General features: G+C 61.0%; 19 protein-coding genes. 12 read left to right on the top strand and 7 right to left on the bottom strand.

Going from position 1 to position 20,112, the window contains the following annotated elements:
• Positions 1–70 precede the first annotated feature (70 nt).
• The 3 genes from F2P67_RS23805 (at position 71) to fabF (ending at position 2,721) form a co-directional block, all read left to right on the top strand.
• Positions 71–406 carry a ComEA family DNA-binding protein gene (locus F2P67_RS23805; RefSeq protein WP_166224507.1) on the top strand — a complete coding sequence of 112 codons (336 nt, stop codon included), beginning with the start codon at positions 71–73 and terminating at the stop codon, positions 404–406.
• Between the two features lie 214 nt (positions 407–620).
• A complete protein-coding gene (locus F2P67_RS23800) occupies positions 621–1,415 on the top strand; it encodes an SDR family NAD(P)-dependent oxidoreductase (RefSeq protein WP_166224504.1) in 795 nt (264 codons plus the stop codon).
• Positions 1,416–1,446: 31 nt separating this feature from the next.
• The gene (fabF, locus tag F2P67_RS23795) at positions 1,447–2,721 is read left to right on the top strand and encodes a beta-ketoacyl-ACP synthase II (RefSeq protein ID WP_166224501.1); all 1,275 of its coding nucleotides are present in this window, start codon (positions 1,447–1,449) and stop codon (positions 2,719–2,721) included.
• Here fabF and F2P67_RS23790 read toward each other — a convergent pair.
• The 3 genes from F2P67_RS23790 to eat form a co-directional block, all read right to left on the bottom strand.
• The gene (locus F2P67_RS23790; protein WP_166224498.1) at positions 2,718–3,275 is read right to left on the bottom strand and encodes a TetR/AcrR family transcriptional regulator; all 558 of its coding nucleotides are present in this window, start codon (positions 3,273–3,275) and stop codon (positions 2,718–2,720) included. The genes fabF and F2P67_RS23790 overlap by 4 nt on opposite strands.
• A gap of 135 nt (positions 3,276–3,410) precedes the next feature.
• Entirely contained in the window at positions 3,411–3,578 is a 168-nt protein-coding gene (locus F2P67_RS23785) for a DUF2897 family protein (protein WP_003226857.1), read from the bottom strand.
• Positions 3,579–3,705: 127 nt separating this feature from the next.
• Complete coding sequence (gene eat, locus F2P67_RS23780) at positions 3,706–5,070, bottom strand: ethanolamine permease (RefSeq protein WP_166224495.1); 1,365 nt, start codon at positions 5,068–5,070, stop codon at positions 3,706–3,708.
• Positions 5,071–5,469: 399 nt separating this feature from the next.
• On the opposite strand from eat, the gene kdpF reads away from it, so the two are divergent.
• The 6 genes from kdpF (at position 5,470) to F2P67_RS23750 (ending at position 13,643) form a co-directional block, all read left to right on the top strand.
• Positions 5,470–5,559 carry a K(+)-transporting ATPase subunit F gene (gene kdpF, locus F2P67_RS23775; RefSeq protein WP_007899818.1) on the top strand — a complete coding sequence of 30 codons (90 nt, stop codon included), beginning with the start codon at positions 5,470–5,472 and terminating at the stop codon, positions 5,557–5,559.
• Positions 5,560–5,567: 8 nt separating this feature from the next.
• Positions 5,568–7,262 (top strand): potassium-transporting ATPase subunit KdpA, encoded by a 1,695-nt coding sequence (kdpA, locus tag F2P67_RS23770; protein ID WP_166224492.1) that lies wholly within the window; start codon positions 5,568–5,570, stop codon positions 7,260–7,262.
• A 10-nt stretch (positions 7,263–7,272) separates the two neighbouring features.
• A complete protein-coding gene (kdpB, locus tag F2P67_RS23765; RefSeq protein ID WP_166224489.1) occupies positions 7,273–9,330 on the top strand; it encodes a potassium-transporting ATPase subunit KdpB in 2,058 nt (685 codons plus the stop codon).
• 246 nt (positions 9,331–9,576) lie between these two features.
• Positions 9,577–10,122 carry a potassium-transporting ATPase subunit KdpC gene (gene kdpC, locus F2P67_RS23760; RefSeq protein ID WP_150706471.1) on the top strand — a complete coding sequence of 182 codons (546 nt, stop codon included), beginning with the start codon at positions 9,577–9,579 and terminating at the stop codon, positions 10,120–10,122.
• A gap of 122 nt (positions 10,123–10,244) precedes the next feature.
• A complete protein-coding gene (locus F2P67_RS23755) occupies positions 10,245–12,896 on the top strand; it encodes a sensor histidine kinase (RefSeq protein WP_166224486.1) in 2,652 nt (883 codons plus the stop codon).
• 48 nt (positions 12,897–12,944) lie between these two features.
• On the top strand, positions 12,945–13,643 hold the full coding sequence (locus tag F2P67_RS23750; RefSeq protein WP_166224483.1) for a response regulator: 699 nt from the start codon (positions 12,945–12,947) through the stop codon (positions 13,641–13,643).
• 123 nt (positions 13,644–13,766) lie between these two features.
• On the opposite strand, the gene F2P67_RS23745 is transcribed toward F2P67_RS23750, so the two are convergent.
• Complete coding sequence (locus F2P67_RS23745; RefSeq protein WP_166224480.1) at positions 13,767–14,804, bottom strand: patatin-like phospholipase family protein; 1,038 nt, start codon at positions 14,802–14,804, stop codon at positions 13,767–13,769.
• A 215-nt stretch (positions 14,805–15,019) separates the two neighbouring features.
• Between F2P67_RS23745 and F2P67_RS23740 the strand changes: the two genes are divergently transcribed.
• The 3 genes from F2P67_RS23740 to F2P67_RS23730 all read left to right on the top strand — a co-directional run bounded on the left by F2P67_RS23740 (position 15,020) and on the right by F2P67_RS23730 (position 17,100).
• The gene (locus F2P67_RS23740) at positions 15,020–15,298 is read left to right on the top strand and encodes a hypothetical protein (RefSeq protein ID WP_008079886.1); all 279 of its coding nucleotides are present in this window, start codon (positions 15,020–15,022) and stop codon (positions 15,296–15,298) included.
• Positions 15,299–15,378: 80 nt separating this feature from the next.
• Positions 15,379–16,143, top strand: coding sequence for a CHAD domain-containing protein (locus F2P67_RS23735; RefSeq protein WP_166224477.1), 765 nt, complete (start codon positions 15,379–15,381; stop codon positions 16,141–16,143).
• A gap of 162 nt (positions 16,144–16,305) precedes the next feature.
• Positions 16,306–17,100: an acyl-CoA thioesterase gene (locus tag F2P67_RS23730; protein ID WP_166224474.1), complete on the top strand. Its 795-nt coding sequence runs from the start codon at positions 16,306–16,308 to the stop codon at positions 17,098–17,100.
• Between the two features lies 1 nt (position 17,101).
• On the opposite strand, the gene F2P67_RS23725 is transcribed toward F2P67_RS23730, so the two are convergent.
• From F2P67_RS23725 to F2P67_RS23715, 3 genes are all read right to left on the bottom strand, one after another.
• The gene (locus F2P67_RS23725; RefSeq protein ID WP_166224471.1) at positions 17,102–17,467 is read right to left on the bottom strand and encodes an Mpo1-like protein; all 366 of its coding nucleotides are present in this window, start codon (positions 17,465–17,467) and stop codon (positions 17,102–17,104) included.
• Positions 17,468–17,680: 213 nt separating this feature from the next.
• Positions 17,681–19,162, bottom strand: a complete 1,482-nt coding sequence (locus tag F2P67_RS23720; protein ID WP_166224468.1) for a methyl-accepting chemotaxis protein — start codon at positions 19,160–19,162, stop codon at positions 17,681–17,683.
• Between the two features lie 113 nt (positions 19,163–19,275).
• The gene (locus tag F2P67_RS23715; RefSeq protein ID WP_166224465.1) at positions 19,276–20,082 is read right to left on the bottom strand and encodes a TatD family hydrolase; all 807 of its coding nucleotides are present in this window, start codon (positions 20,080–20,082) and stop codon (positions 19,276–19,278) included.
• Positions 20,083–20,112 lie beyond the last annotated feature (30 nt).

Below are 20,112 nucleotides of genomic sequence, written 5' to 3'. Positions count from 1 at the left end.
CCACCATGACCTAGGTTTGAGGAGCAGCTTCGGAAAAGCTGCTTTCTCAAACGATGATGGAGCGTCACTTATGCGTACTGGTTACTTCTACTCGCTGATTTTTTCCCTGCTCACCAGCGCCTCGATTGCTGCAGTTGCAGCCCCGGCTGCGACTCCGGAGCTGGCCAAGGCGTCCGTTTCTGTTGATGTGTCGGCAGCTTCTCAAAGCGCAAAGGTCGATCTCAATGATGCCGACGCAACGACTCTGCAAAAAGAGCTGTCCGGGATAGGTGAGGCCAAGGCCAAGGCGATTGTTGCGTATCGTGAAACAAACGGGCCGTTCGCATCGGTGGATGAGTTGCTGGAAGTGAAGGGGATCGGTAAAGCGATTCTGGATCGCAATCGTGAAAAGCTGGAAGTGAACTAAGCTGATTGTTCAACGCCAAGGGGCCGGTCATTGACCGGCCTTTCTTGTTTCTGCGTGCAGCTCGAATGGACTGGCCAAGTGGTGCATTCGACGAATGGCTGAAAATTACGGCTATCATATTGCGTTTAGATTATGCCTATAATAATTTCCTCGCCTTCGAAGCAATACCTGCTCTCAGGCCATTTTTCCTTCGCGCATTTTCAGGAGTACTCACATGAATTCTGTAACGTCTCAAGGTACGGCTCTCATCACGGGTGCATCTTCGGGCATCGGGGCCGTGTACGCCGAGCGATTGGCTGCACGCGGTTTTGACTTGTTGTTGGTGGCTCGAGATCAGCAGCGTCTGGAGGCGGCAGCGAGCAAATTGCGTGAAGCGCACGGTGTTCAGGTCGAAGTATTGAAAGCGGATCTGACGCAGAACGACGATGTGCTGAAGGTTCAGCAACGCTTGCGCAGCGATTCCAGCATCAGCCTGTTGCTGAATAATGCCGGTGTGGCCGCGAATGGCTTGCTGGCCAATTCGGACGCGGACGCGCTTGAGCGTCTGATTCAATTAAACGTCACGGCTGTCACGCTGTTGGCCTCTGCAGCCGCCGCGAGTTTTGCCAAGGCTGGGCGTGGCACGATCATCAATATTGCCTCGGTGGTTGCACTGTTCCCCGAGCGTTTCAACGCAACCTACAGCGCGAGCAAGGCCTACGTGCTGAGCCTGACCCAATCGCTCAATGCCGAACTCGATGGCACCGGCGTCAAGGTGCAAGCGGTGCTTCCCGGTGTGACCCGCACTGAAATCTGGGAGCGTTCCGGTATCGACGCGAGCGGCATCCCGGCAGAAATGGTCATGGAGGCTGGCGAGATGGTTGATGCCGCGTTGGCGGGCCTGGATCAGGGCGAGCTCATTACCATCCCGTCATTGCCGGATGCGGGTGATTGGCACGCTTTTGTCGCCGCACGTCATGTGTTGGCGCCGAATCTTTCGCACAGTTCTGCAGCCAGTCGCTACAAGTAAGTCCTTCGAATCGGTCAGGGGTAAACGCGGTATGGATCAGCGTCGAGTAGTCGTCACGGGCATGGGCCTGGTGTCTCCATTGGGCAGTGATGTCGAAGTTGTCTGGCAGCGCTTGCTGGCCGGGCATTCTGGGTTGCGCAGCTTGCCGGAAGCGGTGGTCGCTGATTTGCCTGCGAAGATCGGCGGTGCAGTGCCGACGGTGGAGGAGGATGCCGAAGCCGGTTTCGATCCGGATCGCGCCACTCCACCGAAAGAACAGAAAAAAATGGACCGCTTCATCCTGTTTGCCATGGAGGCTGCGCGTCAGGCGCTCGAGCAGGCCGGATGGCAGCCTTCCAAGACCTTGGATCAGGAACGCACTGCAACCATTATCGGCTCCGGTGTTGGTGGTTTCGGCGCGATTGCCGATGCTGTGCGCACCACGGACAGTCGGGGGCCTCGGCGTTTGTCGCCCTTCACGATTCCGTCGTTTCTGGTCAACCTGGCGGCGGGGCATGTGTCGATTCAGCATGGCCTCAAAGGGCCATTGGGCGCGCCGGTGACGGCGTGTGCCGCCGGGGTTCAGGCAATTGGCGACGCGGCGCGGCTGATTCGTGCAGGTGAAGCCGACATCGCTGTGTGTGGTGGAGCGGAAGCTTCGATCGATCGGGTCAGCCTTGCCGGCTTCGCGGCAGCCCGGGCGCTGTCCAGTGGCTACAACAACACGCCGCAGCGCGCATCGCGTCCGTTCGACAGTGGCCGCGATGGTTTCGTCATGGGCGAGGGCGCGGGTCTTCTGGTCATCGAATCTCTGGAACATGCCTTGGCCCGTGGTGCTCAGCCGTTGGCCGAGCTGGTCGGTTACGGCACCAGCGCCGATGCCTATCACCTGACCGCAGGTCCCGAAGATGGCAGCGGCGCGCGCCGGGCAATGACACTGGCGCTGGCACAGGCGGGAATCGAGCCGGCTCAGGTGCAGCACCTCAATGCGCATGCCACGTCTACGCCAGTAGGGGATCTGGGCGAGTTGGCGGCGATCAAGAGTGTATTTGGCGAGGAAAACAGAATTGCCGTGACTTCGACCAAATCCGCCACGGGGCATCTGCTCGGTGCGGCCGGCGGCCTGGAGGCGATCTTCACGTTGCTGGCCCTTCGTGATCAGATAGTACCGCCCACTCTGAATCTGGATAACCCTGACCCGGCCAGCGCGGGAGTGGATATCGTCCATGGCAAGGCGCGTTCGATGTCGATCGAATATGCGTTGTCCAATGGTTTTGGCTTCGGCGGGGTGAACGCCAGCGTGTTGTTCAAGCGCTGGAAAGATTAATCCTGCTGTTTCTTCAATGAACGTCGCGTGACATCGAGAACCCGCTGCGCCAGCTCCGGGTTTTCGACGCTGCGCGCGAGCACCAGTGCACCGACCAGCGTGGCCATGATGACGATGCTGCGATCAGCGGCGCTCTCGCCCTCAAGGCTATGTTCTACCTGTTCCAATCGATTATTGAGCACGGTATCGGTGGTCGGGCTCGGCTGGCCGCGCAGGCCCAGTTCCGAAGACATGGTGGGCAACGGGCAGCCTTCGTGGGGAGAGGTGTGGTGCCACTCAGAGAGATAGCTGTCGATGAAAGCCTCCAGCGGGCGCTCTTCGGAAAACAGCATGGCGCAATGTGCGTCCAGTTGATTGCCAGCCTCCTGCAAGGCTTTTTCCACCAGATCGTCCTTGGACTTGAAGTGCGAGTAAAAACCGCCATGGGTCAACCCGAGCGCCTTCATCAATGGTTGCAAGCCCGTTGCACCGATACCGTCCTTGCGGAATCGCGCGGAAGCCTCTTTGATGATGCGTTGGTGGGTCTGGGCTTTGTGATCCTGCGAGTAACGCATTTCGACTCTCCGCGACAAGGCCACCATCTTAACCACTGAAAATTAGATGGTGACTGTACTTCTACTCCTAAAAGCATGCAGATAAGTCTCTTGGTTACATAAAACATAAACCCCGCCAATCGGCGGGGTTTGTTTTCAGCGGTCTTGCGCGTCCTTGATGTCCGCTTCGGCATTGCGCTGCGCAACGCGCTTGCGTTCTTCATCGGTCAGTTCGACCTTGTTGGCAGTGTCCCGCAACATCATCAATCCGCCAACGATCGAGCCGATTGCAACGACCAGAATCAACCAGGCATACCAGGGCATAACGGCTCTCCTTAAGGGCAGATCAACGGACGAGGATTTCGCCGCGACGCTGCCTACCACTTTTGAGCGAAGAGACTTCGCAGTGGTTCCATTCTAGGCCGGTTATGCCTGATGCACTCACACTCCCTCAGTTTCCGGTCAGCATCGCATCGGCCGGTGCATTGGCGCGCAATTGTCCGGTAAGCAGGAAATAGCCGAAGCCAACCGCCATGAAGCCGAGAAAGATCAGTCCGATCAACGCGTTGAACCACGCCATCGCCACCAGGCACACCACTGCCAGCACCAGCGCAATCATCGGAATCAGCGGATAGCACGGCGCACGGAATGTACGCTCCAGATTCGGCTCCGATTTACGCAGTTTGAACAGGCTGAGCATGCTCATGATGTACATCACGATGGCGCCGAACACGGCCATGGTGATCATCGCAGCGGTGAGTGTCATGCCGCCGAGGTTGATCAGACCGTCGCTGTAAATCGCCGCAATGCCGATGATGCCGCCGACAATAATTGCCCGGTGCGGTGTCTGGAAGCGCGAGAGCTTGGCCAGCGAGGCCGGCAGGTAACCGGCGCGGGCGAGGGCGAAAAACTGTCGCGAGTAACCCAGGATGATCCCGTGGAAGCTCGCCACCAACCCGAACAAGCCGATCCACACCAACATGTGCAACCAGCCGGAATTATCGCCGACCACGGTTTTCATCGCCTGCGGCAGCGGGTCGTTGATATTGGCCAGAGTGCGCCAGTCGCCGACACCGCCGGCAAAGAACATCACGCCCATTGCCAGCAACACCAGAGTCAGAATGCCGCTGATGTAAGCCTTGGGAATCGTGCGTTTCGGATCCTTGGCTTCTTCGGCAGCCATGGCTGCGCCTTCGATGGCGAGGAAAAACCAGATCGCAAATGGAATCGCCGCGAACATCCCGGCGATCGCCGGTGCACCGAACACATCCGAACCCGCCCAGCCATTGAGGGCGAAGTTGCTGAAGCTGAACGCCGGGGCGACCACGCCCATGAACACCAGCAATTCAGCGACGGCCAATACGCAGACGATCAACTCGAACGTCGCTGCCAGTTTCACCCCGAGGATGTTCAAACCCATGAACACGAAGTAGGCGCCGACCGCCGCGTGTTTCGGATCGAGCGCGGGGAATTGCACGTTCAGATAGGCGCCGATGGCCAGGGCAATGGCGGGCGGGGCGAAAACGAATTCGATCAGCGTCGCCAGTCCGGCGATCAATCCACCTTTCTCGCCAAACGCTCGGCGGCTGTAAGCGAACGGCCCGCCCGCGTGAGGAATCGCGGTGGTCAGTTCGGTGAAGCTGAAAATGAAGCAGGTGTACATGGTCGCGACCATGAACGAAGTCACCAGGAAACCCAGTGTTCCGGCCACGCCCCAGCCGTAACTCCAGCCGAAATATTCCCCGGAAATCACCAGCCCGACGGCGATACCCCACAAATGCAAGGTGCCCAGGGTGGGTTTGAGTTGTGTGTTCATGCGTTTGCTCCCTGAAGAGTTTGGAAAGCTCGGGGAGGGCGCGTGCAGTGGACGTGCCATTGCGGTGAAACAAGTCGTAATAGGTTGAATGGAGTCGTATCGGGGATGTTTGCCGCGGGATGCCAACCTGTTTGTGCGCCAGTTGGGTGCGTTGTTGGTTGTGCTGCCGTCTTCGCGAGCAAGCCCGCTCCTGCAATTTGGAATGCATTCCCCTGTGGGAGCGGGCTTGCTCGCGAAGAGGCCGGCCCAGACACCGCAAAAGCCGGGTGTAACGCCAGCATAAACTCACTCTTTACGCTTTCTTTATGCCCCGCCGCCCCCCTCGGTCTCGTTCCTTTACAGCCTCCTTTCCGACAATGCCTGCACACACGGCAATACGCCGTAACACGGAGATCTTCCATGAGCGTTCTGGACGGGGTGTCCCTGCTGCTGGCAGTGGGGCTGTTCATTTATCTGTTGGTTGCGCTGTTGCGCGCGGACCGGAACTAGGAGCGGCTATGCACAGTTATGACTATTGGCTGATCCTCGCGTTTTTCGCGGTGGTCTTGCTGCCGGCGCCGTTCCTCGGGCGTTTCTACTACAAAGTGATGGAAGGTCAGCGCACCTGGCTGACGCCGATTCTCGGTCCGGTCGAGCGCGGCTGTTATCGCATTGCCGGGGTTGATCCGCAGGCGGAACAGAGCTGGCAGAAATACACGCTGGCGTTGCTGGCGTTCAACCTCGCCGGTTTTCTGCTGCTGTTCGCGATCCTGTTGTTCCAGGATCACTTGCCGCTGAACCCGCAAAACCTGCCGGGCCAGGAGTGGACGCAAGCGTTCAACACCGCCGTCAGTTTCATGACCAACACCAACTGGCAGTCTTACAGCGGCGAAGCGACCCTCAGCTACCTGAGCCAGATGGTCGGCCTCACTGTGCAGAACTTCGTCAGCGCCGCGACTGGCCTGGCTGTACTTGTTGCGCTGTGCCGTGGTATCGGTCGCAAGTCGACGAAAACCCTCGGCAACTTCTGGGTCGACATGACCCGTGCCACCCTCTACGGTTTGCTGCCGCTGTGCCTGTTGCTGGCGCTGTATCTGGTCTGGCAGGGCGTGCCGCAAACCTTCGCGCAATATGTGAATGCGGTGACCATGCAGGGCGTCGATCAAGTGATCCCGCTCGGCCCGGCCGCCAGCCAGATTGCGATCAAGCAGCTGGGCACCAACGGCGGCGGCTTCTTCGGCGTCAACTCGGCGCACCCGTTCGAGAACCCGACCGCGTGGAGCAACCTGTTCGAAGTCGGCTCGATCATTCTGATCCCGGTGGCGCTGGTGTTCACCTTCGGCCACTACGTCAAAGACCTGCGCCAGAGCCGCGCGATCATCGCCTGCATGCTCGCGCTTTTCCTGATCGGCGGCGCGACCTCGCTGTGGGCCGAATATCAACCGAATCCAACCCTGAACAACGCCGCTGTTGAACAGACCGCGCCACTGGAAGGCAAGGAAGCCCGCTTCGGCACCACCGCGACGGTGCTCTGGTCGGTGACCACCACAGCGGCGTCGAACGGCTCCGTCAACGGCATGCATGACAGCCTCAACCCGCTCAGCGGCATGGTCGCGCTGGTCAACATGATGGTCGGCGAAGTGATCTTCGGCGGCGTCGGTGCCGGGCTCTACGGCATGTTGCTCAACGTGCTGATCGCGGTGTTCCTCGCCGGCCTGATGATCGGCCGCACCCCGGAATATCTCGGCAAGAAACTGCAGGCGCGGGAAGTACAACTGCTGGTCGTTACCTTGCTGGTGATGCCGGTTGGCGTGCTGGTGCTCGGCGCGATTGCCGCGACGTTGCCCGGCCCTGCGGCAACCATCAGCAACCCCGGCCCGCACGGCTTCAGTCAATTGCTCTACGCCTACACCTCGGCCAGTGCCAACAACGGTTCGGCGTTCGGTGGCCTGAGCGCGAACACACCGTTCCATAACCTGATGCTCGGTCTGGGCATGTTGATCGGTCGCTTCGGTTACATCCTTCCGGTGTTGGCCCTGGCCGGTAGTCTGGCGATGAAGAAAACTGCACCGATCGGCCAGAACAGCTTCCCGACCCACGGCCCGCTGTTCGTGACCCTGTTGACCGTGACCATTTTGCTGGTGGGCGGCCTGACGTTCTTGCCGACGCTGGCGCTGGGTCCGATTGCTGAACACCTGAGCATGGGCTTCTAAGGAATCGATCATGAATATGCCTGCAATCAAACCCGCTGCCGTCAAGGCACCAGAACAAGCGAAAACCGCGATCTCGGCGTTGTGGCGTCCGGCATTGGTACAAGCCTTCGTCAAGCTCGACCCTCGGCAACTGGCGCGTTCGCCGGTCATGCTGGTGGTCGAACTCACCGCGATCTTCACCACGGTGCTGTGCTTCATACCCGACAGTACGGTGCCGACTTTCGTCGCCGCGCAGATCGCCCTGTGGCTGTGGTTCACCGTGCTGTTCGCCAACTTCGCCGAAGCCTTGGCCGAAGGTCGCGGCAAGGCCCGCGCGGACAGTCTCAAGGCTGGCAGCGAAGGCCTCAGCGCCCGGCGCAAATTGGCCAACGGCAGTTTTCAGGTGGTGCCTGCTGCCAGTCTGCGCAAAGGCGATGTGGTGCGCGTTGAAGCCGGCGAGATGATCCCCGGTGACGGCGAAGTCATCGAAGGCATCGCGGCGGTCAACGAAGCGGCAATCACCGGTGAATCGGCGCCGGTGATCCGTGAGTCGGGCGGCGATCGCTCAGCGGTCACCGGCAACACCCGGTTGGTGTCGGACTGGCTGCTGGTGAAGATCACCGCCAACCCCGGCGAATCGACCCTCGACCGCATGATCGCGTTGGTCGAAGGCGCCAAGCGTCAGAAGACCCCGAACGAAGTCGCACTCGACATCTTGCTGATCGGCCTGACCCTGATCTTCCTGCTGGTGGTCGTGACCCTGCAACCGTTCGCTCACTTCGCCAACGGCAGCTTGCCGCTGGTGTTTCTGGTGGCGTTATTGGTCACGCTGATTCCGACCACCATCGGTGGTCTGTTGTCGGCGATTGGTATTGCCGGGATGGATCGTCTGGTGCGGCTCAACGTGATCGCCAAATCCGGGCGTGCGGTGGAAGCAGCAGGTGACGTGCACGTTCTGTTGCTCGACAAGACCGGCACCATCACCTTCGGCAACCGTCGTTGCAGCGCGGTGTACGCCGCGCCGGGAGTAAATGGTCGGGAACTGGCCGAAGGCGCGTTGTTCGCCTCGCTGGCGGATGAAACCGCCGAGGGTAAATCCATCGTCGAATACCTGCGCGGTCTGCACCCGCAATCCGAGCCAGCGCTGGAAACCCTGACCGCTGTGCCGTTCAGCGCGGAAACCCGCTTGTCTGGCGTCGACTATCAGGGCCGCGTGTATCGCAAGGGCGCGGTGGATTCGCTGCTAAGTTTCCTTGGCCAGAACCGCTCTGACCTGGCCCCGGCACTGTCTCGGGAAATCGACAAGATTGCTCAGAGCGGCGGCACGCCGTTGCTGGTCTGCGCCGACGGCAAACTGCTTGGCGCGATTCACCTCAAGGACGTGGTGAAACCTGGCATCCGCGAACGTTTTGCCGAGTTGCGCAAACTCGGGATTCGCACCGTGATGGTCACCGGCGACAACCCGCTGACCGCCGCTGCGATTGCTGCCGAGGCGGGCGTGGATGACGTCCTTGCCGAAGCCACCCCGGAGAAGAAACTCGCGCGTATTCGTCATGAACAGAACGACGGTCGTCTGGTCGCGATGTGCGGCGACGGCGCCAACGACGCCCCGGCGCTGGCTCAGGCTGACGTCGGCATGGCGATGAACGACGGTACGCAAGCTGCACGCGAGGCCGCCAACATGGTCGACCTCGACAGCGACCCGACCAAGCTGTTGGACGTGGTGCAGATCGGCAAGGAGTTGCTGGTGACGCGCGGTGCGTTGACGACGTTTTCCATCGCCAACGACATCGCCAAATACTTCGCGATCCTGCCGGCGTTGTTCGCTTCGATCTACCCGCAACTGGGCGTGCTGAACATCATGCACCTGACCAGTCCGCAGAGCGCGATTCTCTCGGCCATCGTCTTCAACGCCTTGATCATCGTTGTGCTGATTCCGCTGGCGCTGCGCGGTGTGCGCGTGCAGGCGGCGAGTGCGGCGGCGTTGTTGCGACGCAATTTGTTGATCTACGGATTGGGCGGGATTCTGGTGCCGTTCGTGGGGATCAAGGCCATCGACATGCTGCTCACGGCGTTGCATTTGGTGTGAGGCTGGAAAGAGCCCCTCACCCTAACCCTCCCGAAACGTCGGACCGCCCGGAGGGAGAGGGGACTGACCGAGTGGTTTATCAGAGGTGCGTCGACCTGAGATACCGAGCTGAACTCCGGTCTTGAGAAGCACCACGATCGGCTCCCTTTCCCCCTCGCCCCCCTGGGGGAGAGGGCTGGGGTGAGGGGGAAAAGATCTCCCTGACACTCCACAAAAAGTTTGCCCAACGAATTCGAGGATTTTGAAATGTCCACAATGATACGTCCGGCCCTGAGCCTGCTGGTGCTGATGACCCTGGTCACCGGCGTTGCCTATCCACTGGTAGTGACCGGCGTTGCGCAAGTCGCATTCCCCGAACAGGCCAACGGCAGTCTGGTTCACGATGCCGACGGCAAGGTGCGCGGCTCATCGCTGATCGCTCAGGATTTTGTTGGCGATGCGTGGTTCCATCCACGTCCTTCGGCCGGCGCGTTTGCGACCGTTTCCAGCAGCGCGAGCAACCTGGCCCCGAGCAACCCGGCGCTGGCCACGCGAGTGATCGACGACGCCAACAAATTGCAGGTGCCCGGGCAAGGCCCGGTGCCGTTGGCGCTGTTGACCACCTCAGGCAGCGGCCTCGATCCGCACTTGCCTCCAGCGGCAATTGCCTATCAACTGGCGCGTGTCGCGGCCGCGCGTAACCTGCCGGTGTCGACCCTGCAGCAATTGCTCGATGCGCACATCGAACAGCCGCTGGTAGGGCCGCCGGTGGTCAATGTGCTGGAGCTGAACATGGCCTTGGAAAAACTCTAGTAGATGCTCGTTCCCACGCTCTGCGTGGGAATGCATCAATAGACGCTCCGCGTCTGCTTTAGTGGGACGCAGAGCGTCCCGGNNGCGTGGGAACGATCAACATCTGACTGAAGAGATCAAGCATGAGCGACTCCGGCCGCGCCGACGCACTGTTAGCAGACCTGCCCCGCGACGGCCGTGGCCGGCTCAAGGTTTTCCTCGGCGCCGCCCCCGGTGTCGGCAAGACCTACGCCATGCTCCAGGCGGCCCACACCCAACTGCGTCAGGGCGTGAAACTCATCGCCGGCGTGGTCGAAACCCATGGGCGCGCTGAAACCGAGGCGCTGCTCGGCGGCTTGCCGCAGCAACCGCTGATACGCTCGGAATACCGTGGCGTGATGCTCGAAGAAATGGACCTCGACGGCATTCTCGCGGCCAAACCGAAACTGGTGCTGGTCGATGAGCTGGCGCACACCAACGCTCCCGGCAGCCGCCACACCAAACGCTGGCAAGACATTCAGGAATTGCTCGCTGCCGGCATCGACGTGTTCACCACAGTCAACGTCCAGCACCTGGAAAGCCTCAACGATCAAGTGCGCGGCATCACCGGCGTGCAAGTGCGCGAAACCCTGCCGGACTGGGTGCTGCAGGAAGCCTACGAACTGCTGCTGATCGACCTGCCGCCACGGGAATTGCTCGAGCGACTGCGCGAAGGCAAGGTCTACGTGCCGGAGCAGGCGCGGGCGGCGATTGATGCATTTTTCACCCAGACCAACCTCACTGCGTTGCGCGAACTGGCGATGCAAACGGCGGCCGCGCAGGTCGACAACGATCTCGCTCAGGGCTACCGCCAACTCGGTCAGGCTGCGCCGGCGGTGCGCGGTCGATTGCTGGTCGGCGTCGATGGCGATGCCCAGGCTGAACGGCTGGTGCGCCATGCCAGTCGGGTCGCCCAGCGTCGGCATTTGCCGTGGAGTCTGGTGCATGTCGATAACGGTAGCGTGCGCGACGAGCAATCGCGCCTGCGCCTGCAAAGCGCTCAGCAATTGGCTGAACGCCTCGGCGGCGAAGTGGTGTTGCTGCGTGCCGGTGAAGTGGCGAAAACCCTGATTCAGCATGCCGCTGAACGCCGTGCGAGTTTGGTGCTGGTCGGCCAGTCGCGGCCGCGTCTGCGTCGTCGCTTGTTCGGTGGCGGGTTGGCTGCGCGTCTGTTGCGCCAGGCCCATGGGCTGGAAATCAACGTCCTCGACAGCGACCACGAACAGCATCAACCGCGCACCCGAAACGCCCTGACCCTGGTCTGGTTCGACTACGCGCTGGCGCTGGTCGCTACGGTGTTGGCCAGCGCATTGGCGTGGGCGGTGTCGAGTGTCTTGCCGCTGCCGAACATCTCGTTGGTGTTCCTCGCGGCGGTGCTGCTGGTGGCGGTGCGCAGCAGTCTCGGCCCGGCACTGGCCTGTGCGGCACTGTCGTTTCTGACCTACGACTTTCTGTTCATCCCGCCGAATTTTTCCTTCAGCATTCAGCGTGAAGAAGACGTGCTGACCTTGCTGTTTTTCCTGCTGATGGCGGCGCTCACCGGTAATCTCGCGGCACGTCAGCGTCGACAATTGCAGGCACTGCGCGACACGCAGGAAGAGACCACCGAGCTGCTCGACCTGTCGCGCAAACTCACCGCCGCCACCGACCGGCAAGCCGTGGTCAGCGCCGCCGCGCAGCACCTAAACGGCTGGAGCGATCTACAGTTGTGCCTGCTCAATCGCGACGGGCAGGGTGATTGGAAAGTCGAAACCGGCGGGCCGCTGCAATTCACTGAGTCCGAACGTGCCGCAGCCGATTGGGCCTGGCAACACGATCAGCCGGCAGGGATGGGCACGGGCACGCTGCCGTTCGGTCGTTGGTGGTGGTGGCCGCTTTCGGTCGAGGACGGCCCTTTGGCCTTGCTCGGCGTCTGCGCCAAAGAAGGCCAGACCTTGAGCGGTCAGCGTCGTCGCTTGCTCACCGCGCTCAGCCAGCCGTTGGCGCAAGCCTTGGCCCGGGCGCAACTGGCGGATGATCTGGAAGCGGCGCGCCTGCACGGCGAAACCGAGCAATTGCGCAGCGCCTTGCTGGCGTCGGTGTCCCACGATCTGCGCACACCGCTGACATCGATGCGCGGCAGCATCGACAGCTTGTTGGCCCTCGGCGAAGCGATCCCGCTGGAGGATCGTCGCGAACTGCTCGAAGGCACCCGTGATGAAGCCGAACGCCTTGATCGCTACATCCAGAACCTGCTCGACATGACCCGCCTCGGCCACGGCGCGCTGAAGCTGGCGCGGGACTGGGTGTCGCCCGCCGACATCGTCGGCAGTTCGCTCAATCGCCTGCGCGCAGTGCTCGCGCCGTTGCAGGTCGGCACCGATGTGCCGGTCGAGTTGCCGCTGCTGTTCGTGCACGCCGCGCTGATCGAACAGGCGCTGGTCAATGTGCTGGAAAACGCTGCGCGCTTCTCGCCTGTGCACGGTCGTTTGCAACTGCGCGCCGGTGCCGACGACAGCGAGATTTTCTTCTCGGTCAGCGACGAAGGGCCGGGGATTCCGGAGGACGAACGGGCGAAGATTTTCGACATGTTCTACACCGCGGCGCGGGGTGATCGCGGCGGCCAGGGCACCGGCCTTGGACTGGCGATCTGTCAGGGCATGGTCGGTGCTCACGGCGGGCGAATCAGTGTTGCCGACGGCATCGACGGGCGCGGCACCTGCATCACCTTGCACCTGCCGTTGCAGGCACAACCGGGGATGGACAATGAAGCCTGATGCCGACTGCGCTACTCTCTTGCCAATCTTTACTGTTGATGTGAATTCATGAGCCAGACCGCGACCATTCTGGTCATCGATGATGAACCGCAGATCCGCAAATTCCTGCGCATCAGCCTCGCTTCACAAGGCTACAAAGTGCTTGAGGCCGGCACCGGCGCCGAGGGGTTGGCGCAGGCAGCGCTGAACAAACCCGACCTGCTGGTGCTCGACCTCGGCCTGCCGGACATGGACGGCCAGCAAGTGCTGCGCGAGTTTCGTGAGTGGGCCACGGCGCCGGTGCTGGTGCTCTCGGTGCGCGCCAGCGAGGGGCAGAAAGTCCAGGCATTGGATGGCGGCGCGAATGACTACGTGACCAAGCCGTTCGGCATTCAGGAATTTCTCGCCCGGGTGCGTGCCTTGTTGCGTCAGGCTCCGGCCGGGGAGGCTCAACAAGCGGCGCTCAATTTCGGTCCGCTGACTGTGGATCTGGCCTATCGGCGGGTGCTGCTCGACGGCGTCGAAGTGGCGTTGACTCGCAAGGAATATGCAGTGCTGGCGCAACTGGCGCGGCATCCGGGGCGGGTCATCACCCAGCAGCAATTGCTCAAGGATATCTGGGGCCCGACGCACACCGAGGACAGTCATTATCTGCGGATCGTGGTCGGGCATTTGCGCCAGAAACTGGCAGACGACCCGACCCACCCACGATTTATCGTGACGGAGGCGGGAGTCGGCTATCGATTGTTGAGTGATAGCAGCCTGTAGTGTTTGCGCTGTCTGATCTGACGTTTTCGCGAGCAAGCCCGCTCCCACCCTTGGAATGCGTTCTCCTGTGGGAGCGGGCTTGCTCGCGAAGAGGCCCTCAAACTGACTAAAAATTTCAGCCCGTCAGCCCTGCTCACTCTCGTAACGATCCAGGGTGTCGCTGGCAATCTCACGTCCCAGCGCGATCAGCTCGGGCGCCTTGTAAAACTCGAAAAACCGGCACACCCGCTTCGGCACGTTGATCAGAATGTCTGGTGGATAGCCGGCGATCTTGTACTGCGCCAGTGATGTCTGCATCACCTCGAAACTCTGGTTGATCAAGTCCAGCAGCGACGCTGGCCCGACGTTATCGATGATGAACGAGCCGGTTGCTGATTTCGGCGCGCCTTCGCGTTCGGGCGCGGCGGCCGGTTGTTGGCTTTCCGGTTCGACTCCTTCCAGCCACGGGTTGATGTCGGCAGCCTCGGCGCGCAGTGCTTCCTGTTCCAGCATCAACAATTGCTCAGCCTGCTTACGCCGGAACGGCATCTTCGAACCGAGTGAACTGATCAGGCTGTCAAATCGTGAGCGAAAGGCTGCGGGACGTTGAATTACCGGCAGTTTGTAATGCCGCTGGTTGGTCGAGTTGAGGTTCACCGCGATGATCAGATCGCAGTGGCTGGAGACCACCGGCACGATGGGCAGCGGATTAAGAATGCCGCCGTCCACCAGCATGCGGTTGCCTTGCATTACTGGCGTAAACAGGCTGGGAATCGCCGCCGAAGCGCGCATCGCCTGATGCAGGCAGCCTTCCTGAAACCAGATTTCCTGCTGATTGGTGAGGTCGGCGGCCACTGCCGTGTAGGGAATGCGCAAATCCTCGATGTTGATCTCGCCGACGATCTTGCGGATCTGCCCGAAGACTTTTTCGCCACGAATCGCGCCGAGGCGAAAGCTCACGTCCACCAGGCGCAGGACGTCGAGGTAATCCAGACTTTCGATCCAGTTGCGGTACTCGTCGAGCTTGCCGGCGGCGTAGATGCCGCCGACCACCGCGCCCATCGAACAGCCGGCAATGCAGGCGATGTCGTAACCGCGTTTTTCGATCTCCTCAATGACCCCGATATGGGCATAGCCCCGGGCGCCACCGGAGCCCAACACCAGTGCGACACGCTTTTTCATCAAACGTCCTCCCGACAAGGTTCCACAATGCACCCAACGCGGGGCGGGCTCAATCGCCAGGGTCGCACGGGACATCAACAACGTCGTTTTTCCGATACTCCGTGCAGCTTCGGCGCTATCCTTTTCGCCACCGTCGATCGATTGCGCGGCAAGGCACTTTTTGCCCGCGCAGCCGTCTTACCTGCACGACTGTTGACCTATTTGAGGTGTGAGTGATGAAAGCCTGGATCTGTGTGCCGTTGATGGCTTTGGCGTTGGCCGGTTGCGCGGGCAAGACTGCGTATCGTGACAGCTGTGGCAGCCAGCTCGATGCGGCGTGGCACGAACTGGATCTGGCCAAGGCCGAAGGGTTTGCCGGCACGGTCAGTTATTCCAAAGCGCTTTCGCTGCTGACGGCGGCGAAAACCCAGCAGCAGTTCGAGGGCTTCGAGGGTTGCAGCAGCAAAGCCGAGAAGGCGCGTTTCTACATTCGCGAATCCCGCGCCGGGCGCTAAGCTGCTGACGTAGCTCAAGCGGGATGAGGCTGTGAAGTCGCAGACTCATCCTTTGCAGCCCTTTGATTCAGGAGCAAGTGATGTCTGCGTTGGTTGACCGCCTGGTGGCTCATGTTCTGAGCCTGGAAGTGCGACTGCTGGCCTGTCAGGCGCGAATGAATGCGCACACCGATCCCGAAGCCCTGCACGATTTGCGCACCACGGTTCGCCGACTGCGCAGCCTGTTGCGGCCGTTGCGCGGCTTGCCGGGTGTCGAGCAACTGGAAGACGCCGCTTCGGCTGTCGGCCAATTGACCACGCCTTGGCGTGACCGCGAGGTTCTGGCGGCGTATCTGCTTCAGCACCAGCAGCCTGAAGCGGCGCAACGCCGCATGGCGCAAATGGCGCAGGCCTATCCGACGCTGGCGGCCAGTCAGGAAGTTGCGGCATTGCTGATGATCCTCGATGCCTTTCCACGCTTCTTGCGGGCGTCGCAACGGCAGGGCTTGCTCAAGGATCTGGACAAGCGCATCGAAAAACGCCTCGGCAAACAATGGCAGAAACTCGATGAAGCGCTGCACGATCCGGCGCATGACCGTCACCGTCTGCGCCTGCTGATCAAGCGTGTGCGTTATGGCATCGAAGCCTATCCCGAACTGGATCGTCTGCCTGAAGCTGCGCTGAAACGCCTGAAGGCGGCGCAAGGTGCACTGGGCGACTGGCACGATTGCTGGCAGTGGCTGGCGAAAGCCGAGCAGGAAGCCGATCTGCAACCCTGTGTGGCGACCTGGCAGGCGACCATGATCGAGGCCGAAGGCAAAGCGGATCGTGTCCTCGAAAAACTCAGCTCGACCTGCTTCAAATAACCTCAAGCACTATTTGTATTTCCTTGTGGGAGCGGGCAAGCCCGCTCCCACGGGGTTCTGCATCATGTCCGAGATGTCAGCCCATTTGACCGGAATAGACGCTGCGGCGTTGTCTTGAGCTGGTTAAGATCCGTGCATTCCTTTTTCGTTTCCGAGGTTGCCATGCGCTTTTGTGATCTGCTTGATGCGGTCCGCCGCCAACCGGAACTGACGATTCCTGCCGAATGGGGTCAGGGCCGTGCCAGTTTCGGTGGTCTGGTTGCCGCGCTGCAATACGAAGCGATGCGCGCCCGAGTGCCGGCGGATCGGCCAGTGCGTTCACTGGCGATCACCTTTGTCGGCCCGGTCGAGCCTGAAGTCCCGGTGAGCTTTGAAGTCGAAGTGCTGCGCGAAGGCAAAGCGGTCAGCCAGTTGCTGGGGCGTGCCATGCAGAACGGTCAGGTGGTCACGATGGTGCAAGGCAGCTTCGGTGCTTCGCGGCCTTCAGAGGTCGCGGTTGAAGCCTATCCGGCAGCCGAAATGAAACACTGGGACGAGTGCCCGGAGTTGCCGTATATCAAAGGCGTGACGCCTGAGTTCATGCGCCATCTGGCCATGCGCTGGAATGTCGGCGGCATGCCGTTCACCGGCACACCCTCGCGCCTGATGGGCGGCTGGGTGCGGTTGCGCGGGGATGTGAAGGAAGAACCGGTCAGTGAGGCGCATCTGCTGGCGCTGGTCGATGCATGGCCACCTGCGCTGTTGCCGTATCTGAAGAAACCCGCGCCGGGTAGTACGTTGACCTGGACCATTGAGTTTGTTCAGCCGTTGCATGATCTGAGCACGCTGGACTGGTGCAAATACCTCGCCGACATCGAATACGCCGCCGACGGTTACGGCCACGTGGCCGCCAAGCTGTGGAGCGCAGAAGGGCAGTTGATTGCGATGAGTCGGCAGACCGTCACGATCTTCGCCTGATTCAATGCCGACGGTGGCGCTCACGCCAGGCGCGCCACCAGCCGCCGCTGAGAAAGAAACGCGGAAACGTCAGAAACTGTTCGACCAGCAAACGTGACAGCGCATCTTTGCGATCACTGAACGGCTCGGCGGCTTGCGCCTCCAGGCTGTGGCCGTGGCGCTGCAGACCCAGCGCCGCGACGATGCCGATCACGCCAATGGCCACGCTCGCCAGACTCAGGCTGAACACGCCCGAAACGATCAGCAGAAACGCGACAATGAACAACGGCACGGCAATCAGGTGCAGCACCAGATTGGTCGGATGCTGATGATTGTTCGGGTACGCGCGCCATTGCCACGCGGGAAGGTTGGGGTGACGTTTGCCCATGTTGACGACTCCTCGATCCATGTTGAACACATGGTTGGAGAATAGGCCGGGCTGAGGAGGGCGGCGAATCAAGGTTGGCTATTGAAGTGATAGGCACAGTGGGCGGATTCGACGGTGTTGCAACTAAAGCTATCGCGAGCAGGCTCACTCCTACAGGAGATCTTCGGCGTTCACAAATTCCTTGTAGGAGTGAGCCTGCTCGCGATGAGTCCCCTACAGCTTGAGCTGTCCAATCGCCTTGCTCAGCTCCCCGGCCAACGTCGCCAGCTCATTACTCGTCGTCGCCGAATCGACTGTCTGCTGCACGGTGTTTTCGGTCACATCGCGAATGCTCACCACGGCCCGGTTCATCTCTTCGGCCACCTGACTCTGCTGTTCCGCCGCCACGGCAATCTGCGTATTGCTCTCACGCATCTGCGCCACCGCTCCAGTGATTTCCGCCAGCGCTTCACCTGCCTCCTGCGCCTGCTGCACGCAGTCGTCAGCTTTGTACGAACTCTCCTGCATGAAGTCCACGGCATCCCGAGTACCGGCCTGCAGCGCCGAAACCATGGTGGTGATTTCATCGGTTGAGGTCTGCACCCGCTTGGCGAGATTGCGCACTTCATCGGCGACCACCGCAAAACCACGGCCCATTTCACCGGCCCGGGCGGCTTCAATCGCGGCGTTGAGCGCGAGCAGATTGGTCTGCTCGGCGATGCTGTGAATCACGCCGACCACGCCGTTGATCTTCTGACTGTCCTCGGCCAGCCGCTGGATCATCTCGGCGGTCTGCTGCACGCCGCTGGACAGTCCGGCAATCGAATGCTGCACCCGTGCAACCACTTGCTGACCGCTGCCAGCGAGGCCATCGGCAGTCTGCGAAAGGTCGCGGGTGGCGCCGGCATGCTGGGCGATGTGGTAAACGGTGGCGGTCATTTCGTTGATCGCCGTGGCCGCCTGATCGGTTTCGCTCTGCTGACCGAGCATGCCGTGACGCACCTCGTTCATGCTTTTCGCCAGACGCGCCGCGCCGACATCCAGTTGCCGCGCGGTATTGGCGACGGTGCTGACCACACGCTGATAACCCGCTTGCATGGCGTTGAACGCATTCGCCATCTGCCCGACCTCGTCCTTGCAAGCCAGTGGTACGCGCGCCGAGAGGTCGCCGCTTTTCTCGACGTGCAGCATCACATCTTTCAACGTGTTGAGCTGGCTGAGCAGAAAGCGGATCAGCAGTTGCGACGCGCCGAGCATCGCTAGCATCAGGATGAACACCGCCACCGCGTAATTTGCGAAACGCTCGCTGAACACCTGGCTCAGGCTCGGGCCGTAGGCGATCACGGCGACTTGCTGGCCATCGGCGCGGCTGAACACTTCAGCGCCCATCAACGGGTTTTCGCCGAACAGCGGCATGTGGTTGATGTCGTTCCAGCCGTTGCTGTCGGTGATCTCCAGCAACGGTTGTTCATTGAGGCGCGGCGCTTCACCGCGTTTGAACGTCAGCACCTGATCGGCCTTGGGCAGCGCCTGTCCGGCCGGCCAGGCCTTGAGCAATTGCGCCTGGGCTTGTGCCGACGCCTGCGCCGCGTGGCTGCGCGCCTGTTGTTCGAGTTGTACGGCGTACAACACCAGCAACAGCGTGGTGACGAAGGCGACCGCGTTGACCGCCCAGAATTTGTATTTCAGCGAGATATTGCTAAGCCAGGCACCCATGGAGGTCTTCTCTGATAGCGGAAACAGTTTTGGCAAGGTGCCAGCATTGTGCCGCTACGCAGATCTGAAGTTCTTGATGTGGGTCAACAGGTTCTGCGCTAACCCTTGTGGCGTCAGGGGAAGGTGGGCAGGTTGAAGAAGGCGCGGGCGCATGCGGTAGTGTGTGCGGCCAGATCTTCTTCGCTTTCGCCGCGATGCAGCGCCACCTCGCGCAGCACTTCGCTCAGATACGCCGGTTCATTGCGGCCGTTCTTTGGCTTTGGGCGCAAGGTGCGTGGCAAGAGATACGGCGCATCACTTTCCAGCATCAGCCGCCCACGTTTGATCTCTTTGACCAGCGGATGCAAATGCGTGCCCCGGCGTTCATCGCAGATCCAGCCAGTGATGCCGATATGCAGGTCGAGATCGAGGTAGCTGAACAGCGCCTTTTGCTCGCCGGTGAAGCAATGCACCACGGCGGCAGGCAACTTGTCGCGGAAGTCTTTCAAGATTTCCAGCAGGCGTTGACTGGCGTCGCGCTCGTGTAGAAACACCGGCAGTTGCAGTTCGACGGCCAGCGCCAGATGTTCTTCGAGGACTTTTTCCTGCTGCGGGCGTGGCGAGAAATCGCGATTGAAATCCAGACCGCATTCACCCACCGCCACCACGTTGGTTTCCATCAGCAAACTGCGCAGACGCCGTGCGCTGTCAGCGTTCCAGTCACTGGCCGAATGCGGGTGAATACCGGCGGTGGCGAACAGTCGCTGGCCGCTTTCATCCAGTTGCCGACACAGTTCCAGGGCTTGTTCACTGCCTTCGACGCTGGTGCCGGTCAGCACCAGTTGGCAGACGCCGGCAGCATAGGCGCGGTCGAGTACGGCCTGGTGTTTGTCGGCGAAACTTGGGTTGGTCAGGTTGACGCCGATATCGATGAGTTGCATGGTTGCTACCTCGGGCCGAAGGCCGGGAAG

Source organism: Pseudomonas atagonensis, from assembly GCF_011369485.1.
In the GTDB taxonomy this organism is placed as follows: Bacteria; Pseudomonadota; Gammaproteobacteria; order Pseudomonadales; family Pseudomonadaceae; genus Aquipseudomonas; species Aquipseudomonas atagonensis.
Note: the sequence above shows the minus strand (reverse complement) of the source record. Positions and strands in the feature narration are given on the sequence as shown.